26 protein-coding genes are annotated in these 24523 nt (G+C 49.4%); 22 read left to right on the forward strand and 4 right to left on the reverse strand.

Annotation, left to right across the window (positions count from 1 at the left end):
• The first annotated feature begins 30 nt into the window (after positions 1–30).
• Positions 31–1767, forward strand: a complete 1737-nt coding sequence (locus tag ACE41H_RS01845) for an ABC transporter ATP-binding protein (protein WP_375352904.1) — start codon at positions 31–33, stop codon at positions 1765–1767.
• A 142-nt stretch (positions 1768–1909) separates the two neighbouring features.
• Here the strand turns inward: ACE41H_RS01845 and paiA are convergent, their stop codons facing one another.
• Positions 1910–2443, reverse strand: a complete 534-nt coding sequence (gene paiA, locus ACE41H_RS01850) for a spermidine/spermine N(1)-acetyltransferase (RefSeq protein WP_375352906.1) — start codon at positions 2441–2443, stop codon at positions 1910–1912.
• Between the two features lie 24 nt (positions 2444–2467).
• Positions 2468–2920, reverse strand: coding sequence for a MarR family winged helix-turn-helix transcriptional regulator (locus tag ACE41H_RS01855; protein WP_375352908.1), 453 nt, complete (start codon positions 2918–2920; stop codon positions 2468–2470).
• A gap of 247 nt (positions 2921–3167) precedes the next feature.
• On the opposite strand from ACE41H_RS01855, the gene ACE41H_RS01860 reads away from it, so the two are divergent.
• The 13 genes from ACE41H_RS01860 to ACE41H_RS01920 all read left to right on the forward strand — a co-directional run bounded on the left by ACE41H_RS01860 (position 3168) and on the right by ACE41H_RS01920 (position 14847).
• A complete protein-coding gene (locus tag ACE41H_RS01860) occupies positions 3168–3551 on the forward strand; it encodes a MerR family transcriptional regulator (protein WP_375352910.1) in 384 nt (127 codons plus the stop codon).
• Between the two features lie 542 nt (positions 3552–4093).
• Complete coding sequence (locus ACE41H_RS01865) at positions 4094–5026, forward strand: tyrosine-type recombinase/integrase (protein ID WP_375352912.1); 933 nt, start codon at positions 4094–4096, stop codon at positions 5024–5026.
• A 306-nt stretch (positions 5027–5332) separates the two neighbouring features.
• A complete protein-coding gene (locus ACE41H_RS01870; RefSeq protein ID WP_375352914.1) occupies positions 5333–6001 on the forward strand; it encodes a GntR family transcriptional regulator in 669 nt (222 codons plus the stop codon).
• Positions 5998–6981, forward strand: a complete 984-nt coding sequence (locus tag ACE41H_RS01875) for a DMT family transporter (protein ID WP_375352916.1) — start codon at positions 5998–6000, stop codon at positions 6979–6981. The genes ACE41H_RS01870 and ACE41H_RS01875 overlap by 4 nt, the downstream gene beginning before the upstream one ends.
• A 109-nt stretch (positions 6982–7090) precedes the next feature.
• Complete coding sequence (locus ACE41H_RS01880) at positions 7091–8173, forward strand: DUF3900 domain-containing protein (protein WP_375352918.1); 1083 nt, start codon at positions 7091–7093, stop codon at positions 8171–8173.
• A 104-nt stretch (positions 8174–8277) separates the two neighbouring features.
• The gene (locus ACE41H_RS01885; RefSeq protein WP_375352920.1) at positions 8278–8904 is read left to right on the forward strand and encodes a LysE family translocator; all 627 of its coding nucleotides are present in this window, start codon (positions 8278–8280) and stop codon (positions 8902–8904) included.
• Positions 8905–9039: 135 nt separating this feature from the next.
• On the forward strand, positions 9040–10305 hold the full coding sequence (locus ACE41H_RS01890) for a WD40/YVTN/BNR-like repeat-containing protein (RefSeq protein WP_375352922.1): 1266 nt from the start codon (positions 9040–9042) through the stop codon (positions 10303–10305).
• A 148-nt stretch (positions 10306–10453) separates the two neighbouring features.
• Positions 10454–10645 (forward strand): hypothetical protein, encoded by a 192-nt coding sequence (locus ACE41H_RS01895; RefSeq protein ID WP_375352924.1) that lies wholly within the window; start codon positions 10454–10456, stop codon positions 10643–10645.
• A 192-nt stretch (positions 10646–10837) separates the two neighbouring features.
• The gene (locus ACE41H_RS01900; protein WP_375352926.1) at positions 10838–11245 is read left to right on the forward strand and encodes a DUF2500 domain-containing protein; all 408 of its coding nucleotides are present in this window, start codon (positions 10838–10840) and stop codon (positions 11243–11245) included.
• Positions 11246–11362: 117 nt separating this feature from the next.
• On the forward strand, positions 11363–12112 hold the full coding sequence (locus ACE41H_RS01905; protein ID WP_375352928.1) for an SDR family NAD(P)-dependent oxidoreductase: 750 nt from the start codon (positions 11363–11365) through the stop codon (positions 12110–12112).
• Positions 12113–12245: 133 nt separating this feature from the next.
• Entirely contained in the window at positions 12246–12668 is a 423-nt protein-coding gene (locus ACE41H_RS01910) for a cell wall hydrolase (RefSeq protein WP_375352930.1), read from the forward strand.
• A 137-nt stretch (positions 12669–12805) separates the two neighbouring features.
• Positions 12806–13192 carry a spore coat protein GerQ gene (gene gerQ / locus ACE41H_RS01915; RefSeq protein WP_375353151.1) on the forward strand — a complete coding sequence of 129 codons (387 nt, stop codon included), beginning with the start codon at positions 12806–12808 and terminating at the stop codon, positions 13190–13192.
• Positions 13193–13548: 356 nt separating this feature from the next.
• Positions 13549–14847, forward strand: coding sequence for a hemolysin family protein (locus ACE41H_RS01920; protein ID WP_375353153.1), 1299 nt, complete (start codon positions 13549–13551; stop codon positions 14845–14847).
• A gap of 86 nt (positions 14848–14933) precedes the next feature.
• Here the strand turns inward: ACE41H_RS01920 and ACE41H_RS01925 are convergent, their stop codons facing one another.
• On the reverse strand, positions 14934–16166 hold the full coding sequence (locus ACE41H_RS01925) for an aminopeptidase (RefSeq protein ID WP_375352932.1): 1233 nt from the start codon (positions 16164–16166) through the stop codon (positions 14934–14936).
• A 170-nt stretch (positions 16167–16336) separates the two neighbouring features.
• Between ACE41H_RS01925 and ACE41H_RS01930 the strand changes: the two genes are divergently transcribed.
• From ACE41H_RS01930 to ACE41H_RS01945, 4 genes are all read left to right on the forward strand, one after another.
• Positions 16337–16618 carry a hypothetical protein gene (locus ACE41H_RS01930; RefSeq protein ID WP_375352934.1) on the forward strand — a complete coding sequence of 94 codons (282 nt, stop codon included), beginning with the start codon at positions 16337–16339 and terminating at the stop codon, positions 16616–16618.
• Positions 16619–16743: 125 nt separating this feature from the next.
• Positions 16744–17547 carry an MBL fold metallo-hydrolase gene (locus ACE41H_RS01935; protein WP_375352936.1) on the forward strand — a complete coding sequence of 268 codons (804 nt, stop codon included), beginning with the start codon at positions 16744–16746 and terminating at the stop codon, positions 17545–17547.
• A gap of 135 nt (positions 17548–17682) precedes the next feature.
• Entirely contained in the window at positions 17683–18690 is a 1008-nt protein-coding gene (locus ACE41H_RS01940; RefSeq protein WP_375352938.1) for an aldose 1-epimerase, read from the forward strand.
• 79 nt (positions 18691–18769) lie between these two features.
• Positions 18770–19411 (forward strand): SDR family NAD(P)-dependent oxidoreductase, encoded by a 642-nt coding sequence (locus tag ACE41H_RS01945; RefSeq protein ID WP_375352940.1) that lies wholly within the window; start codon positions 18770–18772, stop codon positions 19409–19411.
• Here the strand turns inward: ACE41H_RS01945 and ACE41H_RS01950 are convergent.
• Complete coding sequence (locus tag ACE41H_RS01950) at positions 19320–19964, reverse strand: nitroreductase family protein (RefSeq protein WP_375352943.1); 645 nt, start codon at positions 19962–19964, stop codon at positions 19320–19322. The genes ACE41H_RS01945 and ACE41H_RS01950 overlap by 92 nt on opposite strands.
• Before the next feature lie 293 nt (positions 19965–20257).
• Between ACE41H_RS01950 and fumC the strand changes: the two genes are divergently transcribed.
• The 4 genes from fumC (at position 20258) to uraH (ending at position 24514) form a co-directional block, all read left to right on the forward strand.
• On the forward strand, positions 20258–21646 hold the full coding sequence (gene fumC, locus ACE41H_RS01955) for a class II fumarate hydratase (RefSeq protein ID WP_375352945.1): 1389 nt from the start codon (positions 20258–20260) through the stop codon (positions 21644–21646).
• A gap of 234 nt (positions 21647–21880) precedes the next feature.
• Positions 21881–23491 (forward strand): PucR family transcriptional regulator, encoded by a 1611-nt coding sequence (locus tag ACE41H_RS01960; protein WP_375352947.1) that lies wholly within the window; start codon positions 21881–21883, stop codon positions 23489–23491.
• A gap of 133 nt (positions 23492–23624) precedes the next feature.
• Entirely contained in the window at positions 23625–24152 is a 528-nt protein-coding gene (uraD, locus tag ACE41H_RS01965) for a 2-oxo-4-hydroxy-4-carboxy-5-ureidoimidazoline decarboxylase (RefSeq protein WP_375352949.1), read from the forward strand.
• A complete protein-coding gene (uraH, locus tag ACE41H_RS01970) occupies positions 24152–24514 on the forward strand; it encodes a hydroxyisourate hydrolase (protein ID WP_375353155.1) in 363 nt (120 codons plus the stop codon). The genes uraD and uraH overlap by 1 nt, the downstream gene beginning before the upstream one ends.
• Positions 24515–24523 lie beyond the last annotated feature (9 nt).

A 24523-nucleotide genomic window follows, 5' to 3' on the forward strand; every position in this document is an offset into this window, starting at 1 on the left:
ATGGTACTTTTAACTTGGCAGGTGATTCGTGTGGAACCTATTTTAAAAATCAGAGATTTACGCGTAACCTTTGCCTCACGCAGCCTGGAGGTCGAAGCTGTGCGGGGAGTGAGCTTTGAGCTTTATCCGGGGGAAACGCTTGGAATTGTTGGGGAATCAGGCAGTGGTAAAAGTATTACCGCACGGTCGATCATGCGGCTGCTGCCGTCACCGCCAGCATCGATCAGGGGCGGAAAGATTGTTTTTCTGGGTGACGATTTGGTGCAAAAAACGCAGCCAGAAATGGAGAGCATCCGCGGCAAGGATATCGGCATGATCTTTCAGGACCCGATGACCTCACTCAATCCGACGATCCGGATCGGTGAGCAGATTGCGGAAACTTTAATCAAGCATCAAAAGCTGTCTCACAGGCAGGCAAAGGAGCAGGCCATTGAGATGCTGAAGCTTGTGGGCATCCGGGAGCCGGAAAGGAGATACGAGCAATATCCGCATGAATTTTCGGGAGGAATGCGCCAGCGGGCGATGATCGCCATTGCGCTTGCCTGCCGCCCGGCCCTGCTGATCGCGGATGAACCGACGACCGCGCTTGATGTGACGATCCAGGCGCAAATTTTGCAGGTGATGAAGCATATGCAGCAGCAATTTGGCACGTCCATCATCCTGATTACACATGACCTGGGCATCGTGGCAGGTATGTGCGACCGGGTAGCGGTCATGAAGGAGGGCGAGATTGTCGAGTCGGGAACGGTTGCGGACATCTTCGAAAATGCGAAGCATCCCTACACACGCAAGCTGCTGAACGCTCTTCCGCGATTACATGAAAGCAAGAAGCCTAAGAGGCAGGAGCAGGCCAGTTTAAGTGAAAAAAGCGAACGTCCACTGGTCGAGGTGCGTGCACTCAAGCAATTTTTTGATATGGGGAAAGGTCAGGTGGTGCGGGCGGTTAACGATATCAGTTTTTATATCAGAGAAGGAGAGACGCTCGGGCTGGTGGGGGAGTCGGGCAGCGGGAAATCCACAACGGGACGTTCCATTCTGCGGCTTCATGAGCCCACAGGCGGAGAGGTGCTCTATAAGGGCATGGCGCTCGGACGCCTGTCAGCCAAGGAAATGAAACAGATGCGGCGGTACATGCAAATCATTTTCCAGGACCCGTATGCCTCTTTGAACCCACGTAAAAAAGTGCGGGACATTATTGGAGAGGCTCTGGATATACATAAGCTTTACGGCAGCAAGCCGCAGCGTGGAAAAAGAGTGGAAGAGCTGCTGGACATGGTCGGGCTTGACTCTTCATTCGCCAACCGCTATCCGCATGAATTCTCAGGTGGACAGCGGCAGCGGATCGGGATTGCCCGCGCGCTGGCTGTTGAACCCCGATTCATTGTCTGTGACGAACCTCTCTCGGCGCTTGACGTTTCAATCCAGTCACAAATTGTGAAGCTGCTCGAAGATCTTCAGCGGCGATTGAATCTCACTTATCTTTTTATCGCCCACGACCTCGCCATGGTCAAGCATATCAGTGACAGGGTGGCCGTGATGTATGCAGGTAAAATTGTTGAGCTCGCGGAAAGCGAAGAGCTGTATGCCAATCCGCAGCATGAATACACGAAATCGCTCCTTTCCGCGATTCCTGTGCCTGACCCGAAAGCAGGGAAAACGAAAAAGGAACAGATTATTGAAGAGGAGCAGGGAGCAGATAAATACCAGTTGGAGAGCTCCCGCATGATTGAAGTTTCCAAAGGCCATTGGGTGGCGGTCCCCTCTTAGCAGCAAATGCCTATTGCTAAGGACAAAAGTAATTGACAGTGGCGATCAAGTCCATTTATACTCTAAAAAAATCCAAGCGGAATGATAGGCATGCAGACTGGACCAACCGGATGCGTATGTTCCCCGTTAGTTGAATATCGTTTCAGGGAAATGTTATATGAGTGAGTGTTTTGGTCATTATAAAATCTATTTGTTCATCATCACCCATATAGAAAGAGTGGGCTCCTGTTTGCACAAACCCCATCTTTTTATAAAAAGCAATGGCATTTTGATTTTTTTCCCATACGCCCAGCCAGATTTTCTTTTTATTATGTTCCAGCGCAATTTCCGCAGCTTTATTTAACAGAATTTTACCAAGCCCGTGTTTTTGAAAAGTGTTCCTTATATAAATTCTCTCGATCTCAAGAGACTCATCACCCATGTTTTCGGATTGGGCATCATTCATATTTACCTTTAAATATCCTGCAAGCTCTTCATTGGAACAAATGAAAAAGAATTCCGAAGTGTTATTGGACAATTCCTTTTCCAACTGTTTAGAGTTAAACGCTCTTTCCAAATAGGCTCTCATATGATCAGGTGAATTCTGATCTTTAAATGTATCGTTGAATGTTTCTATACTTATTTCTTGGAGTAATTGTAAATCTTCATGGCTGCACTTTTTTATTGTTATGGTCATTAGAATAGGTCTCTCCTTTAATAATCAATACGTTCTCTTATTTCCTTTTTTTACAAATTCCCAATCTTTTTCTATGTTTTTTCTTACTCTTTGCAGAAGAATGAAAATGGTTTCTGCTTCACTTTCGGATAATCCCGCTAATGCGACACGATTTGAGTGCTCATTTTCTCTTTTTATATAGGGAAACACATGTTTCCCTTTTTCTGTTGGAAAGAGCTTATTAATTTTTTTGTTATGTTCATCATCTTTCTTTTCGATAAAATCATTCATTTCAAGTTTTTTTATGGCCCGGGCTGCGGTTGTCCGGTCTACTTTAATCATTTCAGCCAACTTTTCCTGAATGATTCCTGGATGTTCACAGATTCGGACAAGATACAAGTACTGCCCTTTGGTAAGGTCATGTTCTTTAAATTCTATATTGCTTATAGAATCCAATGCCCTTGCGATCATTCCAATTTCACGCAGAATTTCCCTCATAAGTTAACCTCATTAACACGTATTTTGTTGCAAATGCAATAAAAATAACATACTTTAACTTTAACCTAACTTTGTTGAGTTTGCAACAAAAAAGAATAACGAGACCCAATAAAGTGAGATATGTTTTTTAGATGTCGGTTTGTAGAAGAATACATGATGATGTTGATCCCCATTTACCTTGACCTGGTGTTGGCTCCAGGTTGTAAAATAGCCCTATAATTTCAGCAAAGAGGAGATCGGTATTGGAATGAACAGTTATACAATGAAAGAGATGATGTACTTATGCGATACGACCGAAGATGCTTTGCGATATTATGAAAAAATCGGGCTGCTCACCCAGATCCAAAGAAAGAAAAACAGGCACCGTATCTACAACGATCGGGATAAAGAAATTATTTTAGTCATCAAATGTTTAAGAAAAACCGGAATGTCTCTTGAGGAAATCCGTCCTTTTTTGGGGCTTTACAGAGACAATAACATGGAGATGGATGAGGAAATGAGAGAGATGCTGCGCAGCTATCAGGAGAAAATCAAAAGGCAGCAAAGCGATTTGCAGAAAATTTGGGAGACGATCGAATACAAGCTGCAAAGCGGAGAGCCTCTATCGGTCATTCCAGCTTCCGAGAGATAATCCGAACATTACTTTTATGCTCCTGATCAGGTTGACCTGGTGTTCAGACAAGGTTGCAGGCAATACGATGATGTACCCGAAGGTTACGGAGGAAATGGGGAGAGAGCTTGTACAAGCAGCGCTCGGGCTGGGCATTAAGACTCGCGGTTTGCAAATCGTGGCACAGGACTGAAAAGAGGACGCAGGAACACGGAAAGTCCATACAAGATAGCGGAATAAAGTAAAACAATGGCCAGAACGCGCATATCATCGTTCCGGCCATTGTTATTACGGCAATACAGCGCCCATTTCAAGGGAAAACAGCAATAAATAATTGCGTATAACATAAATTATACGCTGTTTTTGTTTATTTCGACTTTATTTGTTAAGGAAGACCACTTACCCGAATAAAGGCCATTAAGTCCGAAAAATTAAAATGAAAGTCTGAGAGATTAAAAATACGTAACTATAATTATGTAAACTTAAAACTTGCATTATTATCCCAACTTCCTATACACTGTGTGGGTAGAAACAGTTTCCAATAGATGAAAGGGAGAAAAAAGTTGCCGAAATCAAAAACAGATCACTCCATCATCGAAGAAATCTATGAAGAAGAGCTGCAGGCCTTCCGAATTTGGATGAAGGATAGCGGCTTTACGGCCCATACGCAAAAAAATTATATAAGCGATGTGTACCAGTTCCTCCATTCCTTGAATGAAAAGCCTTTACAGCTGGTGAAAAAGATTCATGTCATGGCGTATCTGTCACAAGCGAGAGAGAACGGGGCGGGGGACAGCACACGCAACCGGAAGCATGCTGCCGTCAACAGCTTCTTCAAAGCTTTGCAGGAATTCGAGCTAAGCACGAACAACCCGGCGGCTGGCATCAAGAAGGCCAAGACAGAAAAGAACAGATCGCCCGTCTATTTGGATGAAAAAGACATTCAGCCGTTTCTATTATCTGTAACCGGGAAATATGCGAGCCGGAATCAGGCCATATTTTTGCTGATGGTGTATATGGGGCTGCGTGTCGGTGAAGTTCATGCGCTTAATGTAGGAGATTTTAATCCGGAACGCCGGGAGCTGAGCGTATTTGGCAAAGGGCGCAAATGGCGGACCCTGCCTGTTCCGGCCGAGGTGGCCCGCTTGTTGCAGGAGGCGGTGAATACCCGGCTTCAGCCCTGGCGCAGCAAGGAACAAGCCTTGTTCGTCTCGCAAAAAGGGCGGCGGCTGGCGATTCGTACCATTCAGCAAATCGCGTATGAAACGTTCGAGCAGTACCAGGTGAAAAAAGGAACTGTTCAGCGAACAACTTTTTCGAGCCATAAGCTGCGGCATACGTTTGCCACCATGCTCCTGCGCAAAGGGGCCGATCTGAGAACGGTGCAAGAGCTGCTTGGACATTCGTCGATCCAGACAACGACTATTTACACACATGTGACCAACCGGGAGAAAGAAACAGCAATGAATTTGTTGGATGTGCAACTCCCTTCATAATGGTTTCATAAATATTATTATGTAAACCAAAGAAGTAATACAAGATGTATTGGAAAACAAACGAAGAAGCGCCGCTACCTCTGATAGGTACGCGGCGCTTTTATAGTTCAACCTCGCGTGAGAAGTCCTTGTTTCCTTCCAAATCAAGTTCGAGATCATGAAGAGGAGAGTTTTTAAAAAAATCCGTCAATTGCATAAATCATCCCTCCCTTCAGCTAGACTGGCAGCTATATTAAAGCATAAGCTGCTTGTATTTAATCGCCCAATTTACTTGTTAGAAAAATCAATATGCGATATATTGGTTTTATGGATAAATTACATATTGCCAAAGTGAATCGTATGTCGTTAAGAGATCAGGTGTATATGTTGTTAAAAGAAGCTATCATCTCGCTTGAGCTTGCTCCAGAGGAGCGCATTCATGATGCCAAGCTGGCCGATTCCTTCGGCGTCAGTCGGACGCCTGTACGTGAAGCTTTGAAGCGGCTGGAGGATGAAGGACTGATCCAGTCCTTTCCAGGATCGGTAACTAAGGTAGCGCCGCTCCGTGAGGAGGATGCGGCCCATGCCTTCGTTGTTGTGGCTTCGCTGTTTGGCCTTGCCGCCAGATTGGGCTGCAAGCATCTGGACCAGAAGCATCTTGAGCGTTTGGAGGCTGCCAATGAAAGGCTGCTTACGGCTTTACAGCAGCAGGACACCACAGCAGCATTGGAGGAGGATACTCGTTTTCACTCCATTTTTATTGAAGCGGCTGCCAATCCGGAGCTGCAGGATGCGCTGGAACGGATTCTTCCGAAGGTGCGGCGCATCTCGCTGGCGAAATTTTCATCCATTAGCGGCTTTCACTCGGTGGAGGAGCATAGAGAGATTATTTCAGCGGCCAGGGAAGGCAACGCACAGAAGGCCGGGGAACTGACGGAACGGAATTGGTTAACACTGGGGGCGCTGCTGGCCGGGCAGAAGGGGGGGAGCAAATGAAGCCGCTGTGGATCGGGATTTTAGCAGCCTTTTTCTTTGCGTTTACTTTTATTCTGAACCGGATAATGAATCTGGAAGGGGGCAGCTGGGCCTGGAGCGCTTCCTTACGATATGAGATGATGCTTCCGCTGCTGCTGGGGCTCGTGGCCTTGCGCGGCGGGATTGCTCCTGTTTTTAGAGAAATCAGAAGCAATCCGGGGGCATGGATGCTGTGGAGCTTTATCGGGTTCGTGCTGTTCTATGCGCCTATCTGCTTTGCTTCCGTATATGGCCCAGGGTGGCTGGTGGCGGCCACATGGCAGCTTACAATCGTCATCGGCTTGATGATTGCCCCCGTACTTGAGGAAAACTGGAGGAAGCAGGGACTGACCGTCGTCTTTAAATCCTCTATCCCCGTTGCCGCTTTATGCACATCTCTCATCATCTTATCGGGTATAGTTCTTGTTCAGGCGGGTCATGCGGCAAGCATTACCGGCCGTGAATTGCTGCTGGGAGTGCTGCCGATTATCATCGCCTGTGCCGCATACCCCGCAGGGAACCGAAAGCTGATGCAAATCAGCGGCGGACGTCTTGATGCTCCCCAGCGCGTGCTGGCCATGACGTTATGCAGCCTGCCGTTCTGGCTGCTGCTGTCCCTGTATGCATGGATGACGTCCGGACCTCCAAGTGCAAGCCAGCTGTATAACTCGTTGCTTGTTGCCGTTTTCTCCGGTGTGGCGGCGACGGTGCTGTTTTTTCAGGCAACCCAAATGGTCCGCAGCAGCCCGCAGCGGCTGGCCGGTGTGGAAGCGACACAATCGCTGGAAGTAGTCTTTGCCTTGATCGCGGAGGTGATTGTACTATCTGCGCCTTTGCCTGGCTTAACAGGCTGGACTGGTTTATTACTTGTTGTTGGGGGCATGGTCATTCACTCTTTCGCCACACTGCCTAAAGCTGCTGAGAAGGCCCGATCCGTCCGGACGGAATCGACAGGACCGTGATATGGACTTTGAATTAAGCCCAAGGCTCCTTCTCTGAACGCTGTTCCTTTTTCCCGCCGGGTGATATAATTACGCGGTACATGCCTGAAAAAGGAGCTTAGTTGACGTTATGAACTTTACAGTTGAATTTTTATCTTTTTTTGTCATTCAGGTTGACGGCAAGGATGGACAGGGCGGCAAAACATACAAGCATTACGCCACGATGGACGATTATGATTACGAAGAGAGCGATGTCAAGAAATTTCTTGACGGAGAATTCGCACGGATCAGCAAACGCAAGGTGGAGAAAAATCCGAGCACAGAGCAGGCTCCGACCAAAATCGGCCGCTTTATCGTAGAGCCGGAGCATGATTTGAGCAGCAACCCCAACTTTAACATGTTCGCCCGTCTGCGTGCGGCAGGGGACAAGGAAGATTTTAAGAATGCCTGCGATGATCTGGTCCGTATGTACCTTGATACAAGCGCTGTACGGGGCGGGGCGCTGATTGTCGTGCAGACCATCATGAACACCCATTCAGATGATCCGTTTATTTTCGTGTTGAAATGCGACTTTGAACCGAAAATTGCGCGTATTTCCGAGAGCAGCCTCATCAGCGAGGTGGAAATGGCCATTTCCGCCCGCAACATGAAATCTATTATGTATCCTTATATGATAGAAGAAGGCATGGTAGATGAGTGGGAGCTCAAGATTCACCAATCCTCCCATGCACGCTATTTTGAGGATTTCCTGAAATTTGTGACCTATGAGCAGTCCATGCCAGAGATTGTCAATGAGCATGTCATGAGCTTTGTACAGGACTATGTCGAGACCAAGTGGCCGGATGCGGAGAGTGAGGCGAGACAGCAGGAGGAGCGGGATTTGGAGCTATGGGCGTCCAGTGAGAAGCGTGATTTGCAGGAAAAATGGGAGCCTGTTCAGGTTGCCGAGGCGGCCCAGCGCATCGTGGAACTCAAGCCGGAGATTGAAATTCGCTTCAAGCTTGACGATACAACCGTGCGTGGTCTGCTGTCCGACTTCGGCGGCAAGTTGCATATTGCGAAGCTGCATGACCGGTATGCGCTCATTATTGAGGGGGACTCCTTTACGTTTGACAAAGGCTTTTCGCCGGTCGAGCTGCTGCAGCCGGAGTCGTTTGCGGAAGTGGCTGAGCGGCTGCTGCAGAAGAGGGAAGAGGAAGCGGAGGTCATGTAAAAAGCTGATTGGCCCGTACACCATTTGCAGTCCGGGCCAGTTTTGTTCCATGCTCCTTTTTCGTAATGTAGAATGCATGTTTTATTTTTAAAGGAGGAAACCCGTTGTTCTCATTATCTGCCATGATGCTCTTTATCGGCGCGTCGGTATTATTGATTCTGGTTCCGGGTCCTGACCTGATTTTCACGGTTACACAGGGCATAACGAACGGACGCAAGGCAGGGGTCATGACGGCCATTGGCCTCAGTCTTGGCAATACTGTACATACGCTGGCAGCCGCATTGGGTTTATCGATTATTGTACAGACCTCGGCCACCGTGTTTACCGTATTTAAAGTAGCCGGGGCATGTTATCTCTTTTATCTGGCCTATCAATCTTTTATTCACCGCAAGGATCGGAGTGTCTTGTCGAGCGCTTCCAATCAGCAGGGCTTCAGGCTCCTGTTCAAAGGCATGACCATGAATGTTCTGAATCCGAAGGTTGCCATTTTCTTTCTTGCTTTTCTGCCCCAGTTTGTCAATTACAGCTATGGATATGTACCTCTGCAGATGATTGTACTCGGCGTTGTGTTTATGGTGCTTACCGCTATCATCTTCGGGTTGCTCGGGTATTTTGCCGGCGTATTTCACCGCAGACTGCTGCACAGCGAGCGATTTAACGAATGGCTTGCCTGCGGGGCATCCGCTATTTTTGTGCTTCTTGGGATTAAACTGATTACTACGAAAGCATAACAGTCAATCCGGGCAGCGTCCACAAGAAGTCCGGCGGATGAGATTGCGTGTTTGTTATGATATAATAGTAGATTCAGAAACACCAATCTTGTATTTGCAGTTTTAAAACCGGCGGCAACTGGAGGGACTAATGAAATGAAAATGCGTTGGTGCAGGCCGCTTGCCGGGCTCCTGCTGACCAGCATGATGCTGATCTCCTGCACGTCAGAGCCGGCTGAAGAAAAGGATAAGCCAGCGATAATGGATGTGCAGGATGTTGAAGATGGACAGACGATTACTGTCGTACCGGCTGTGCCGGCCAAGACAGGAGAAGATACGACCAAATATCAAATTCAAACGAGATTGACGGATTTTCATTTGTTTGACAGCACCAGCGGCATTGCCTGGGGCGTGACACGCAATGCACTGCGCATCTACTATACCCATGACCAGGGAGAAACGTGGACGAATATCTCTCCATCCGAGAATATTCCTTTTCCCGGAGAGCTGGAATACGGCAAGGAGATTTGGTTTACGGACGCAAGCCATGGATGGATCGTACGCCAAACCTGGGACCGGACTTCAACGATTGTACTGCGCACGAATAACGGGGGGGCCACCTGGAATCTCACCGCATTGCCGAGCGGCGGAACCGTAAGCGCCCTGTTTTTTACGAACCCGTCTACCGGCTGGATTATGGCGTCTGACTTCGCCAACGAAACCAGGGAACAGAAAATTTTGTATCACACGAAGGACAGCGGCGCAACCTGGGCCATGTATATGCAGAATTCTGGCGATTTGGCCGAAGACAGCCGTCTTCCCGTGCTGCCTCTGACCGGCAAGGTAACCGGAATTCGCTTCAGGCAAAACGGTGAAGGGATGGTTACCTTGAATTTTGAAGGATCACCGGCCCTGTATGTGACAAAGGATGAAGGAAAGACCTGGTCCTCCTCCTCTGATCTGGACACACCTGCGGCGTGCAGTGCAGATGCCGGCAGCAAGCCGCAGTTTGCGGATGCGATCGATCTTTCCGGCTGGCTGCCGCTAAAATGCTCTACATCCGGGAAAACACGATATAGCGGCTATTTCACATCGGACAGTGGCTTGACCTGGGACTTTTCCTTCATGCCTTTGGCTGTGCCCGAGCATCCGGAGAGCGCAGCCGTCCCAACCTTTCTGAACCGAAGGGAAGGCTGGATTCTGCTGAATGGGGCGGTTCACTATACGGCGAATGGAGGCCGTACCTGGACGCGCTTTGCGCCTAACAGAATTTTGTCGGACATGCTGGCCAAGTATCCTGAGCCGGTAAAAATCAGATTTGCCTCATCCAGAGTGGGTTGGCTATTGATTGAAAAAGCGGAGGACCGTAAATCGCTGCTGATGCAGACGACAGACGGCGGCCGTACCTGGAGAGTTTTATAGCAGACACGAGGACAAGCAGCGGTGATTGCCGTCTGCTTGTTTTTCAATTTTTAGTGCTTCAATTTTTGTTTTATATGTGAAAATAATCACAATTTTATTAAGTTTCTCTTGTTATAATGGGTACATAAAGAACCTAGGAGTGATCCCCTTGAAAGCTAATCCGAATGTCGAGCCGAATATGACCGCATATTTGCTTCAATTCTGCTACACCTGTATCGATGCAAGTGAATGTACGACTGAAGATGATTGCAGACGCTGTGCTGAGCATTATGCAGAGCAAAACCGGATGGAAGCAGAAAGCGATGAAACCCGATGGTATCTGCGGCAGGTTCACGCTTAAGGGGCTATAACATGAGCTGCATGTCCCCATTTCAATACAAATTCGGCTGAAGCCTCCCGAACGCTGTTTCGGCGAGGCTTTTACTGTTGCCGGTAAAAGTCGGGGGCCAGGCGTGGTCAAGTATTTGCGGCTCGGGCATATACATGGGGAGAAGAAAGAACAGCTCTCTACTTCGTAAAGGGGGATCATTCTGTGGGGTTCGAATCACTATGGATGTTTGATTTGATGGGAACCGTATTTCCTGTCTTTTTTGTCATGATACTTGGAATTATCATTTTGTCGGCCGGGAAGGAAATTTTGGGCTGGAAGCGGAACCGGACGGAGCCGGTGCTGACGGTAAGCTCCCGCATCGCCTCCAGACGAATGTATATACAGCAAAGACAGCTGGACGATTCGTCCCCTGCTACGACTACATTGTATTACTTAACCTTTGAAGTGGAGAGCGGGGACAGACTCGAGTTTAAAGTGAACGGGGAGCAGTATGGGATGTGCTCGGAGGGGGATTCGGGCAGGCTGACCTTCCAGGGGACCAGGTATATCGGGTTTGAGCGTGACCATCGTCCCCATTCCATGGGCACCGGAGGCATGGTCTCCGGGTGAGTACAGCAGGAAGATGCGTGCCATTCTCCAATCGTGTTTCTGCAGCTGCCTAAATGGTTTCATATAATAGAAAGGAGTTGTTATACTGGGGTAAATCCCTCAAGGAGGAAAATGGATATGAGGTTTGAAGAGCAGGTTGTGATCGTTACAGGGGCAGCCCAGGGGATCGGCAGCGCAGTCGCTGCCGCGTACGCAGGTGAAGGGGCCCGCGTCGTGCTTGCCGATCATGATGCGGAAAAAGGAGCGGCAGCGGCGGCGGCTTTACGCAGCGAGGGACATGAAGCCATGTTTGTTGCATGCGACATGCGCAGCGAGGAGGACATTCTCAGACTGGTTCATACAGCCAAGGAGCAATACGGCACCATACATATACTCATCAACAACGCGGGTAAAGGTGTATGGAAATCCCCCTATGAGCTGACGGCTGCCGAATGGGACGATGTGATGAACACGAATGCGCGCAGCTGCTTTCTGGCCAGCCGGGAAACGGCGAAGGTGATGAAAAGCAATGCAGAGGGCGGTTCTATCGTTAACATCGCCTCCACCCGTGCTGCCATGTCCGAGTCTGACACGGAAGCATATGCCGCTTCCAAAGGCGCGATCACCGCACTGACGCATGCGCTGGCCGTTTCGCTCGGACGTGATGGCATCCGTGTCAACTGTATCAGCCCGGGCTGGATTGAGACAGGGGATTATGGGCAGCTTCGCCCGGAGGACCACAGCCAGCATCCCTCGGGGCGTGTGGGAAAACCGGAGGATATTGCCAGGGCCTGCCTGTATTTGACGGAGCCAGGCAATGACTTCATTACAGGTGAAAATTTGGTGATTGACGGCGGAATGACACGCAAAATGATCTATATTCCCTGAGCGTAAGGCTGTGTACTATACCTTTCCGGAACGAAATGCTTCGGAAAGGTATTTTTTTGTATCCGAACAAGTCACCTAATAGGCGGATGCACAATACGATATAGTATGTAATCAGGAGCAAGGAGGGGATTGGGTGGCTGTCATCAAATCCAATTCAGAGGACGTCAAGCTGCTGGGCCGTCTGATGAGAGCGGAAGCCGAGGGCGAAGGGGAGCAGGGAATGCTGATGGTCGGCAATGTCGGCGTGAACCGCATTCTCGGCAACTGCCTCGATTTCAGGGATATCCGGCAGATGAAGCAGATGGTTTTTCAGAGCCCTGGCGGCTTTGAAGCAACACAGAAGGGGTATTTTTATCAAAGGGCTCGTGAGCGGGATATCCGGCTTGCCCGGCGGGTCATCAACGGAGAAAAAATTTGGCCGGCCTCCAACGCTTTATGGTTTTTCAGGCCTGCTGGCGGATGTCCCGGAACGTGGTATAACCAAAGCCACTCAGGCCGTTTTAAAGCTCATTGCTTCTATAACCCGTCAGCAGCTGACTGTCCTGCAGTTTACTAGAGAAGAAGAAACATATTCAGGGAGGGTATTCAATGATGTCTCAATTTTATCCGCCATATGCATATGAGGGGGGGTTCACGGATCCGTACAGATTTGCATCCAATGCCGCACCCGTGCAGATGATGCCCCAAGCCGGGATGATGCCGATGGGAACGAACATGGGCATGAACGTTACAGGTCAAGGCATGGTTCCGCCACAGGTTAACAGCGGAAGCATGATGACCCCGACAGGAACCGTCGTACAGGCGCCGCAGTTTGAACAATCCTACATCGAGAACATTTTGCGTTTGAATCTTGGTAAAACGGGTACCTTTTATATGACCTATGAGAACAATAAAGACTGGAACGCCAAAATTTTCAAAGGAAAAGTGGAAGCCGCCGGCCGTGATCATATTATTATCAGCGACCCGTCAGGCATGCGGATTATGCTATTAATGGTGAACCTTGACTATGCCACCTTTAACGAGCCGCTCGTCTATCAGTATCCCGGAGTCATGGGCAATCCTCCGACAACGTCGAGATAAATCGCTTTTTCCTCTCATATGATGTACGAACCCTCTGCTCAGCAGAGGGTTAACTGTCGTTTGGGGCCAAAATCGGGCTTTTCGGCCTCAAAATACCGGATATCAGCTAAAATCTGCATAAAATCGGGTTATCTTCCGTGTTTGCAGTCATAGCCGGCTATTTCGTTGTGTAGTCTATAACTATATAATGTAATATAAGAATTTACTTATGAGAAGAGGAGTGAGCCCGTTGGGAAGTTGAAGCTGAGTCTTGGATTCAATCACAGTACAGTACAAACCAATCGAAGGAGGTGCTCCTGTCTGTCTGCAACGAGGACGGATAGGGAAATTTATTGAGTAGTGATCCTTTACCCATAATTTTAAATTTGGTGGCAGTTCTCTTTTTGGTACTGCTTAACGGCTTTTTTGTATCCGCTGAGTTTGCCATGGTCAAGGTCAGGGGAAGTCGGATCGATATGCTGATGGATACCGGCAACAAGAGGGCTGCCTATGCTTCAAACATGATTCATAACCTGGACGCTTATTTATCCGCTTGTCAGTTGGGCATCACCCTGGCATCCCTGGGATTGGGATGGATCGGCGAACCCGCCATTGCTGGCCTGATTGAGCCGCTGTTTGCGTCCGCGGGTCTTGGACCCGTCTATGTACACGGAACCGCCGTTGTCATTGCTTTTATCCTGATTACCATTCTCCATATTGTGCTTGGTGAATTGGCGCCAAAGACGATCGCCATCCGCAATGCAGAAAAGATTACATTATACTCGGCCGCCTTGATGACATGGTTTTATAAGATCATGTATCCATTTATCTGGGTACTGAACGGCCTGGCCAACCGATTGCTGCGGTTATTCCGGATCGAGCCGGTATCTGAATATGATGGATCCGCTCATACCGAAGAGGAAATCCGCATACTGATGAAGGAAAGCAATAAAAGCGGACTAATTGATAACACAGAATTGGCGCTTGTTGATAATATATTTGATTTTTCGACAACCACGGCGCGTGAGATTATGATTCCGCGAACGGAAATGATCTGTCTGTATAGTCATTTTTCGACAGAAGAGAACCTGACCATCGCTCTGGACAGCATGCGAACCCGCTATCCGATCTGCGGGGAAGACAAGGATCATATTATCGGGTTCATTCATATCAAGGATCTGCTGCGGGCGGATACTTTGGATACCCGGACGATGATCAGGCCGATTCTGGCTGTTCCCGAGTCGACACAGATCAGCGATTTGCTGAAAAAGATGCAGCGCAGCAAGACGCAAATTGCGATCCTGATCGACGAATATGGCGGAACCTCCGGCCTCGTCACCCTTGAAGACATTATGGAAGAAATCGTGGGTGAAATTCAGGATGAATTTGATCAGGAGCGGCCAGTGCTGGAGCAGATCGGAGAAGAAGAATTCTCCATCGACGGCATGATGCTGATTGAAGAGTTCAACGACCATTTCGGTCTTGAACTGAGCAGCGAGGATCTCGATACGGTCGGAGGGTGGATGTACTCGCAAATTGAAGCCATTCCTCCCCAGCCGGGACAATCTGTTGCCCATAATGGCTTCCTGATTATGGTGGAAGAGACGGAGAATAAACGGATCTCACGTGTCCGGCTTATGAAAGAAGAGCTTATTATTGAAGAAGCGGGGGCCTGATCGGCCTCCGCAGAAAAGGAGTACCCTGCAGCCGTATCAAATGACGCAGGGTACTCCTTTTTGGTTGTTCAATTTACTTTGTTGAGTTAAAATGCCCAGTTGCCCTTGCGGAAAACAGGCTCACGTTGTCCGTCATGTGTAATGCCATCGATGTCCATGTCTGCAGAGCCGATCATAAAATCGACATGGGTCAGACTGTGGTTCAGGCCGTGCTCGGCCAGCTGCTCCTGCGTCATGTCCTTGCCACCCTTCAGACAGAAGGAATACGCAGTGCCGATCGCAAGATGATTGGAGGCATTTTCATCAAACAGGGTGTTGTAAAACAAAATGTTGCTCTCCGAGATGGGGGAGTGGTGCGGCACCAGGGCCACCTCGCCTAAATAATGGGCGCCCTCATCCATTTCAATCAGGTGCTGCAGTGTTTCCAGCCCGGTTTGTGCCTGCACGTCCACAATGCGGCCATTCTCAAAGGTGAGAGTGAAATTGTCGATAATATTGCCCCCGTAGCTGAGCGGTTTGGTGCTGTGGACTTTGCCGTTTACGCCGGTTTTGAGCGGAGCTGTAAATACCTCCTCTGTCGGCATGTTGGCTACATAACTATGTCCCTGTGCGTTAATGCTGTCCCCTTGCGCCCATATATGACCTTCAGGCAGCTCGATGGTCAGGTCCGTGCCGGGCGCGGTATAGTGCAGCTTATGATAGTTCTTGCTGTTAAGCACATCCGACTTGGATTGCAGGTTTTGCAGATGATCGTTCCAAGCCGCCACCGGATCAGGCTCACTCAGACGCACGGTATTAAAAATGGCATCCCACAGCTTGTCCATCTGCTCTGCGGCTGGAGCGTCCGGGAACACCTTCGCGGCCCATGCGGCGGAAGGCACGGCAACAATCGACCAACTGAACTTGTCCGCCATCTGATAGGCGCGGTATTTGGCCAATGCGGTAGCCCGGACACGTTGCGACGCCTGAATGCGGCCGGAAGGGATTCCTGCCAGCAGATCAGGATCTTCTGCAAGCACATGCAGCACGGCTCCCCCGTTTTCGACCAGCTCGGTCATTTCTGCGGCATACCATTTTGGCGGAATCTCGAACGTCTCATCAGGTGCCATTTCATACTGCAGGCGTGTAACCGTCTCGTCACTCCAATTCACCTTGACCAGGCTGGAGCCGGCTGTGTATGCTTCCTTCACGATAAGCCGGACAAATTCGGCCGCCGAGATCGGCGCATGGACTACTAACGTCTGGCCTTGCTGCACATTGACTCCAATGCGGACAGCCAGCTCGGCATATTTTTGCAGCTTTTGCTGAAAGTCTGACATGTTCATTCCTCCATTTTTAAAAAGATGATACGGGGATCATACGCATTCGCCGTATCGTATGTATCGTTTCTATTGTACAATGGAACGATAAGGTTCACAAATCAGCTTGCCTTGATCCATGGACAAGCATCTGAGAAACAGACCAATATACATAAAAGGAGAGGATTCTCATGGCCGAATTGGCACAAGAGGTTCAAATTAAACAGGCAGAGCTGAAAAAGGGAGAGGATGGTACATACACAGGTCACGTTATTTTTTCGCTCGAAGGCAATCAGTCCTCATATGAGGTTCTGCTGTACAGCAAAAAGGGCAAGAAATGGGATTATAGTATCCATTTTGCAGAAGGGCGGCGGAGCGAGGAGGAAATGCTGGCAGTTGATGCGAGGCTGGAGGAAGACGACAATCTGTTCGATCTGCTGCTGGAGGCGGCTCAAGCCTCTCTCCAGGAATAAAGCAAGTCTATGCAGGCAGATTGTTGGACTATCTTTAGGATGGACATCATATGATGACAAGGGTACGGGAACACTATTAGGCATTTAACTGAGATATTTCCGTGTATACTGGAGGTTCCTTGCATATGACAGATTCCCTGTTCTTCGATGGATTGACAGCAACGGAAGAGGCTGCTCCAGACATTCTGAAGCTGCGAACATTATTTGTAAATACGGTGTTTATAGGTGAGCCGGGCCGCCGTGGCTGGGTATTGGTGGATACCGGTATGCCCGGATTTCAAGACGCCATTATCGCGGTTGCTGAAGCCAGGTACCCCGGCCCGCCGTCGGCAATCATCCTGACACACGGCCATTTTGACCATGTAGGCACAGTAATCGGCCTGATCCAGCATTGGGGTTCTCCGGTGTACGCACATCCGTTGGAGCTTCCTTATCTTACGGGGTGGCAGGATTATCTTCCCGCAGACCCCTCCGTAGGCGGCGGCCTGCTGGCAGGGGTATCCTTTCTGTACCCGAATGAAGCGATCGATCTGGATGATCGTGTGGAGCCGCTCCCTGCCGACGGCACCGTACCGGGGGCCCCAGGCTGGAGCTGGCTTCATACCCCTGGGCATACGCCCGGACATGTATCTCTTCTCCGGCCGGCGGATCGGATGCTTGTTTCCGGGGATGCCATGATCAGTGTGAAACAGGAATCGGCACTGGCCGTCGTACAGCAGGTAGGGGAGATCCATGGCCCGCCGACTTATTTTACTACCGATTGGACTGCCGCCAGGCGTTCGGTTGAACTGATTGCGAAGCATCGCCCTGCCACTGTTGTAACAGGTCACGGTCCTGTCATGAAGGGGGCCGAGCTGGATCGCCAGCTACAGCAGATGGCAGAGCATTTCGAGGAAATGGCGGTGCCGAAGGAAGGAAAATATGTCTGAATCAAGCGGCCTTGGAGGGCCGTTTTCTTTTTGTAATGGAATTTTTGCACAGAGCGTGGTATAGTCTTGCCGACAGGCATATTAGCGTTTTCATAAGCTTAAGAAACAGGATACATATTTTCAAGGAGGTTTCACATGTCTATCGAGCACACTGTTTATCAAGAGCCGTTTAATGGCCTGGACGCAATTTGGTTGAAGTTCGGAACGTACGAGGCCGCGTTGATTCCGGAATATGGCGGAAATCTGGTGGCATTCCGGGATACGGAGCGAGGATACCGCTTTTTGCGGGAGCCGGACGAAAATGCAATGAATGACTTCACCGCCAATCCTTCGGTGTACGGAATTCCTTTTCTCTTTCCACCAAACCGTTACGAGGACGGCAATTTCCCTTGGAAAGAAACTGTGTACGAGCTGCCGATCAATGAGCAAGCGACACATAATCACCTGCACGGCTTTCTGCATAACGTGCCATGGAAAGTCGTCGCCTGCGGCACGACCGATGTGGAAAGCTATGTATTGATCAGCCAAAAGGTAGATGAGCAGCATCCGATGCACCAGTACCTTCCTTTCAAATTTACAGTCTATCTGCGTTACAGGCTGGACGGCACAGGCCTGCACCAACAGTGTTCTATTGTGAATGAGGGAACGGAAGCGATGCCTAACCTGTTTGCGTTTCATACTGCCATTAACGCACCCTTTGCTGCCGGCAGCACGCCTGACGATTACCGGATCAAGGTAACCATTGGCGAACGTATTGAGCTGAATGAGCGCTCTTTGCCAACCGGCAGGCTGCTGCCGCTGTCTGAAGAAGAACAGGCCATGAAGACGGAAGGTGTTAACCCGTATTTTGCGGCTATGGATAACCATTACACGGCTGTTCCGCAAAATGGCCGTAATTATATGGAGCTCACGGATCTCCGGACAGGGGTCAAGCTGGTGTATGATGTCGGGACTTCCTATAAGCATTGGATGATCTGGAATAACGGCGCAAACCGTTCATTTATCTGCCCTGAACCGCAAATGAACCGGGTCAACGCTCCTAACCTGAGCAACATTGCACCAGAGGAAGCTGGCTTGATTCAACTGCTGCCAGGCGAACGGTTCGAGCAAAGCGCCAGCCTGTACTGCATTTACCCGGATTAAGATGCTGCAAGCCTTGCTTGGGGCAGCCCATATATTTTGCGCTTAATCTGTCAGCATATTAACTATTTTTGATGTATAGATGATAGACCAGCAGATTCCTATCGAGGGGGGAGACCATGTATGGATTGTTTCCAGAAGCCGTCCAGAGACGCTGCAGCTTGATGATGGAGTCAACAGATATTGGATCAAAGCGGATCTGGCGTCGGTCGAAGCCGGTAATAAGATTGCCGATGCATTCAATGACACTGCTCTAGATGTACTTATTTATAACGTGGGGATCTGGGAGAGCAGTGGCTTCAGGGAAGACTATGACTTTGAGCAGGATGATCCCGCTGAAATCGCTAATATTCTAAATGTCAATGTCGTTTCCGCCATTACCTGTATCCAAAGGCTGCTTCCCAATCTGAAAAAATCGGATAACGCCAAAATCATTTTGATCGGTTCGACGGCCGGGCTTGAGAACAATCATTTCACCCAGGTGTCATTTGCGGCTTCCAAGTTTGGACTGCGTGGTATTGGCAATTCTTTAAGGGAACATGTGAAGCTTGCAAAAGACGTTCCAAGTCCAACGATGTATAAAGTTGATTTGGAACGTCTTTGCAATGTAACCTTAAGGACGATGAAGTATATTACTGGGACAAACCGTTCCAGAATAGTACATCATCAATCGGCAACCGGGTGGTCGGATGTCCTGGCTGTGATGCTTTGCCGATGGCAATGAGAATGGTAGGGACGTAACGTTCAGGAATGTTGAAGGTTTCTTTGAACTTATTTTTATCGTAACCAGCCATGGCAACCGTATCATATCCGCGTGCTTTAGCGACAAGCATCAGTTGCATGGAGACGAGACCGGTGTCAAATAACACACCACTTTCGATATCATGGTGATCCATAGTCGCCAGCGTACTCTCTATATGGGAGACCAGCGTTTCTTTAACCTCCTTGGTCATGTAGCCGGCTTCAACCGCCGAATCATAAATTTGCTCGGTTTGCTTGATATATTCGAGATCACCCAGCACTGCGATTACAGCCGAGGCGTCCACTACCTGCTGCTGGTTGTTTGCAATCGGAAACAGTTGCTGCTTCAAAGCTTGATCATTGAAGACAATGAACTTCCAGGGCTGAAAATTAGCGCCTGACGGCGCAAGGGTCGCTTCGGTCAAAATCTCTTTCAGCTCCTGCTCTGAAATCTTGAACGCAGGATCGTAATGCCGTACAGAACGTCTTTCCTTAATGACACTGCTGAAATCTTGTAATTGTTGTGTATTCTCCATCTCATCTAGCCTCCTGGCTTCTTTTTGTTAATTGTGCTGAAATTAGCACAGTAAAAATCAAAACTTATAACTGTGCATCATACGTACACAGTATATAAACTAAACGATGCGTTGTCAACAAAACTATTTAATTGCGACCATAATAACATATTAATAATTATGTAAACTTAATTATTCATTAAAAAAAGCGCTTGCAAAAAACGGTGAAGATTCATCTTATATGCGGTATAATATGACAGGAAGTCATAAATTTTGAGAGAACATGCAGTACATATGATGAAGGAGGAATTACAGTGGAATACCGGATTGAAAAAGATACCATTGGTGAAATCAAAGTTCCTGCGGACCGTCTTTGGGGTGCTCAAACCCAACGCAGCAAGGAGAACTTCCCGATCGGCACGGAAAGAATGCCCATAGAGGTCATTTATGCCTTTGCAGTGCTCAAGAAGAGCGCAGCGATTAGCAATCACCAATTGGGCAAGCTATCGGCGGACAAGAAGGATGCGATCGTATATGCTGCAGATGAAATTTTGACTGGCAAGCTGAATGATCATTTTCCTCTGGTCGTATGGCAGACCGGAAGCGGCACACAGTCGAATATGAACGTGAACGAAGTCATTGCCCGCCTTGGCAGCCAGTGGCTGGAACAGAACGGCAAAGAAGAGCGTCTGCATCCCAATGATGATGTGAATATGTCGCAAAGCTCCAACGATACGTTCCCGACGGCGCTGCATGTTGCAGGTGTGCTCGCTGTAGAGGACCATCTGCTGCCTGCCATAACCAAGCTGAAAGAGACGTTCCGCAGCAAGTCGGAGCAGTTTAAGGACATCATCAAAATCGGCCGCACGCACCTGCAGGATGCCACCCCGTTAACCCTCGGTCAGGAAATCAGTGGCTGGGAGGCGATGCTGGACAAGAGTGCCCGCATGATCACCGCTACGGTCGAATACATGAAAGAACTGGCCATTGGCGGAACGGCTGTGGGCACCGGAATTAACGCCCATCCGGAGTTCGGTGCGATGACATCCGCCGAGATTTCCGGTTTCACAGGCAAAACGTTCACTTCGGCGCCGAACAAGTTTCATGCGCTCACCAGCCATGATGAGGTCGTAGCGGTTCATGGGGCCGTGAAGGCACTGGCCGCCGATTTGATGAAAATCGCCAACGATGTGCGCTGGCTCGCAAGCGGACCGCGCAGCGGTCTTGGCGAAATCACGATTCCGGCCAATGAACCGGGAAGCTCCATTATGCCGGGCAAAGTTAACCCTACTCAAAGTGAAGCGTTAACGATGGTCGTTACGCAGGTGATGGGCAATGATGCGGCGATCGGCTTTGCGGCTAGCCAAGGCAATTTTGAACTCAATGTGTTCAAGCCTGTCATTATTTACAATTTCCTGCAATCGGTGTATCTGCTGGCCGATTCCATCATTGCCTTTAATGACAACTGCGCGGTTGGCATTGAGCCGAATATGGCGAAAATCGAGCATAACCTGCATAACTCGCTCATGCTTGTCACCGCATTGAATCCTTACATCGGATATGAAAATGCGGCCAAGATCGCGAAGCTTGCTCATGCAGAGGGACTGTCATTGAAGGAAGCCGCTCTTAAGACAGGATTGTTAACCGAAGAGCAGTTTGATCAGTATGTCGATCCGGCCAAAATGATTCACCCGAAAGCCTGATAGCCATTGAATATGAAGAATTGATTTCACGTATGAAGCTCTGGCTCGGACGAGGGCCAAGCATATGACGAAGAAGCTAAAAACCGTGCACCCGTAAGAGGTGACACGGTTTTTTTTATGTGAAAAAAATTCAAGAGCTCATGTCAGTTTTTTCTTGAAAGGGGATGTTATAATAACTAACAAAATAAAAATATATATATAACATAACATGATAATTAAAAGGGAGGTATCATCATGCGACTGACGGTAAAAGAGGCTTTAAGCATTTATCCCCTCTCCGAAGCGAAGCTGGTAGCCGGCTCCGAGGGAACAATGAGAATGATGAAGTCGGTCAATGTTATGGATGCACCCGATATAGCGGACTGGATAAAAAACGGTGAAATGCTGTTTACAACAGGCTTCATTTTTAAAGATAGCCAGGAAGGGGTCATGCGGCTGCTGCAGCGGCTGGACGAACGGGGCTGTGCGGGACTTGGCGTCAAGCTGGGCCGCTTCTGGCAGCATATTCCCGAGCAGGTCATTGAGGAAGCGGACCGGCTGAAGTTTCCGCTGCTTGAACTTCCTTTTCAATTTACGTTTTCCGATCAGATGGATGCCCTGTTTCGCGCCGAGTATGAACGCAGCACCAAGGCCTTGCAGTCCATTGTCGACAGGCAAAAGCGATTGATGCAATTCGCCCTGAGAAAAGGCACGGATCCCAACGTGTTCGCGGGGCTTTCTGAGGTGCTTGGATGCCGCCTCGCGGTGATCGGATCAAGAGGGCATGTCCTGTTCGCCAACACCGATGAAGGTGCGCAGCCCGGTCTGATGCAGGGGTGGCCGTGGAAGCCGATGTATTCCAAGACCAAATGGCGTGCCGGTCTCTGTCACCGCATGCCCATCAGACAGCAGGAGGAGGAGTACGGTTTTCTGCTTGTGTTCACGGAATCCCCCCATTCACCCAGATCTGAGGAAGGGCTGTACCAGCAGGCTGCGGAGGTGCTGGCTTATTACATGGATTTGACCTACAGAGAGCACATTCACCCGACAGTTCAGGATGAGATGAAGACGGTCATGATGCAGTATTTGAACAGCAAAATCAGCTCCTCCGATCTCGTCAGCTATACTGCGGGCAAAGGAGTCTCCCTTGCGGAGGGAGCTTACCAATGTGTGCTTACCACCCTGGAGCCTGCGGCTTTTTCCTCTCAAAAGCTGCTGAAGCAAATTCACAGGGAGCTGCAATACAATCCGCTTATGCAACTGAGCTCTGCCCATCATTTTCATGTCGATCAAGGAATATTATCCATCTATAGCTGCCCGACGGGCAAAGACAGCGGGGAGCGGCTGGTGAAATTTCTGTCCAGCAGGTTCAGTGATATTATCGAAAGCCAGCGTGCCAAAAATGAACCCGAGCCCCGGTTCTGGATCAGCAAGATGAAGCCCGGGCTTGCCCAGCTCCGGGAAGCGTACCAGGAATGTCTGGAGACACGCAAGCTCGCGATCAGGTTCGGCATGGAGGATACGGCGCTGCAATTTGATACGCTGGAGTTTGCATACGTGTATCAGCATGTGCCTGCGGAGGTGATGTCCAATTACTGCGACAAGCTGCTGGAACCGCTGCTGCGCGACGGGGAAGCAAATCATATGCTGATGCTTACGCTGGAAGCTTTTATAGAGCATGACGGGCTCATCAATGAAGCGGCCAAACGCCTCTACGTGCACAGGAATACGGTAACTTACCGGATGGATAAGATCGCTGGCTTGCTGCAGATGGATTTCAAGAAGAACAACGACCTTTTGAAATTGAAGATGGCATTCACATTTCGCAAATTCCTGCAATCGGCTGATCAAAAGCGGGGCGAATAACATGGCTTCATGCACGATGACCAAATTTTTTTCATAATGTTAGTTTAAGTGACAATAATGCGTTATTAACATTGTCGTGTCAGAGAGCGGGTTTTACAATTACGTTTAATCAAGCAGCATGGGAGGCAGGACAATGAGCGATACGGCGGTGACGGAGTACATGAACAGCCTTGATCTTGCACAGTTTGCAGTTGCTTTCGGCACTCTTTTTGAGCATTCGCCGTGGATTGCGGAGCAAGCATGGGAGAAGAGGCCCTTCATGTCTCCTTCACATATGTTCGAAGAGATGAAGACGATTGTGGAACAGGCGGAGCCTGAAGCGGTGCTGCGGCTGCTGCGCAGCCATCCCGATCTGGGGACCAGAATGGCGATGAGTTCCGATTCGGTGAAGGAGCAGGCAGGGGCGGGGCTGGATTCCCTGTCTCCGGCGCAATATGAGGAGCTGACAGAGCTGAATCGGCGTTATACCGAGAAGTTTGCTTTTCCATTCATTCTGGCTGTAAAAGGGCACACACCGGCAACCATTATCGAGGCGGCCAAGCGGCGCATCCATCATTCCGAAGAGGAAGAACGGAAAACGGCTGTAGAGCAGGTATTACGGATTGCCGGCTTCAGGCTGGAGGATTGGCTCAATAAGCATCAAGGGGTGAATGGGTCTTGATGGCGGGACGGATTACAACCCATGTACTGGATACCGGGCGGGGAAAGCCGGCAGCAGGGATGAAAATTGAGCTGTACCGCATAACCGGGGATAGCACGTGGGAGCTGGTGGCTGAAAGCTTGACGAACGAAAACGGGCGCACAACAGCTCCTCTGCTGGAAAGCTCGGGAGTTGTGCCAGGGGTTTACGAGCTGAGATTCGGGGCAGGAGCTTATCTGAAACAGGTCTATAATTCCGGGCTCTCAGAACAGCCGTTGTGGGATATCATCCCGATCCGGTTCCACATTGCCGATGCAGAGCAGCATTATCATATTCCGCTGCTCATTGCGCCGGGAGGCTACAGTACTTATCGAGGAAGCTGACTTTTTGAA

This window comes from Paenibacillus enshidis (genome assembly GCF_042136365.1).
GTDB lineage: Bacteria > Bacillota > Bacilli > Paenibacillales > Paenibacillaceae > Paenibacillus > Paenibacillus enshidis.

What these genes read in the sequence shown, in the direction of transcription:
- paiA (WP_375352906.1), bottom strand. Translation starts at nt 2,443, where the DNA reads ATGACCATAACAATAAAAAAGTGCAGCCATGAAGATTTACAATTACTC.
- ACE41H_RS01855 (WP_375352908.1), bottom strand. Translation starts at nt 2,920, where the DNA reads ATGAGGGAAATTCTGCGTGAAATTGGAATGATCGCAAGGGCATTGGAT.
- ACE41H_RS01860 (WP_375352910.1), top strand. Translation starts at nt 3,168, where the DNA reads ATGAACAGTTATACAATGAAAGAGATGATGTACTTATGCGATACGACC.
- ACE41H_RS01870 (WP_375352914.1), top strand. Translation starts at nt 5,333, where the DNA reads ATGGATAAATTACATATTGCCAAAGTGAATCGTATGTCGTTAAGAGAT.
- ACE41H_RS01875 (WP_375352916.1), top strand. Translation starts at nt 5,998, where the DNA reads ATGAAGCCGCTGTGGATCGGGATTTTAGCAGCCTTTTTCTTTGCGTTT.
- ACE41H_RS01880 (WP_375352918.1), top strand. Translation starts at nt 7,091, where the DNA reads ATGAACTTTACAGTTGAATTTTTATCTTTTTTTGTCATTCAGGTTGAC.
- ACE41H_RS01890 (WP_375352922.1), top strand. Translation starts at nt 9,040, where the DNA reads ATGAAAATGCGTTGGTGCAGGCCGCTTGCCGGGCTCCTGCTGACCAGC.
- ACE41H_RS01905 (WP_375352928.1), top strand. Translation starts at nt 11,363, where the DNA reads ATGAGGTTTGAAGAGCAGGTTGTGATCGTTACAGGGGCAGCCCAGGGG.
- gerQ (WP_375353151.1), top strand. Translation starts at nt 12,806, where the DNA reads ATGATGCCGATGGGAACGAACATGGGCATGAACGTTACAGGTCAAGGC.
- ACE41H_RS01925 (WP_375352932.1), bottom strand. Translation starts at nt 16,166, where the DNA reads ATGTCAGACTTTCAGCAAAAGCTGCAAAAATATGCCGAGCTGGCTGTC.
- ACE41H_RS01930 (WP_375352934.1), top strand. Translation starts at nt 16,337, where the DNA reads ATGGCCGAATTGGCACAAGAGGTTCAAATTAAACAGGCAGAGCTGAAA.
- ACE41H_RS01935 (WP_375352936.1), top strand. Translation starts at nt 16,744, where the DNA reads ATGACAGATTCCCTGTTCTTCGATGGATTGACAGCAACGGAAGAGGCT.
- ACE41H_RS01940 (WP_375352938.1), top strand. Translation starts at nt 17,683, where the DNA reads ATGTCTATCGAGCACACTGTTTATCAAGAGCCGTTTAATGGCCTGGAC.
- ACE41H_RS01945 (WP_375352940.1), top strand. Translation starts at nt 18,770, where the DNA reads ATGATAGACCAGCAGATTCCTATCGAGGGGGGAGACCATGTATGGATT.
- ACE41H_RS01950 (WP_375352943.1), bottom strand. Translation starts at nt 19,964, where the DNA reads ATGGAGAATACACAACAATTACAAGATTTCAGCAGTGTCATTAAGGAA.
- ACE41H_RS01960 (WP_375352947.1), top strand. Translation starts at nt 21,881, where the DNA reads ATGCGACTGACGGTAAAAGAGGCTTTAAGCATTTATCCCCTCTCCGAA.
- uraD (WP_375352949.1), top strand. Translation starts at nt 23,625, where the DNA reads ATGAGCGATACGGCGGTGACGGAGTACATGAACAGCCTTGATCTTGCA.
- uraH (WP_375353155.1), top strand. Translation starts at nt 24,152, where the DNA reads ATGGCGGGACGGATTACAACCCATGTACTGGATACCGGGCGGGGAAAG.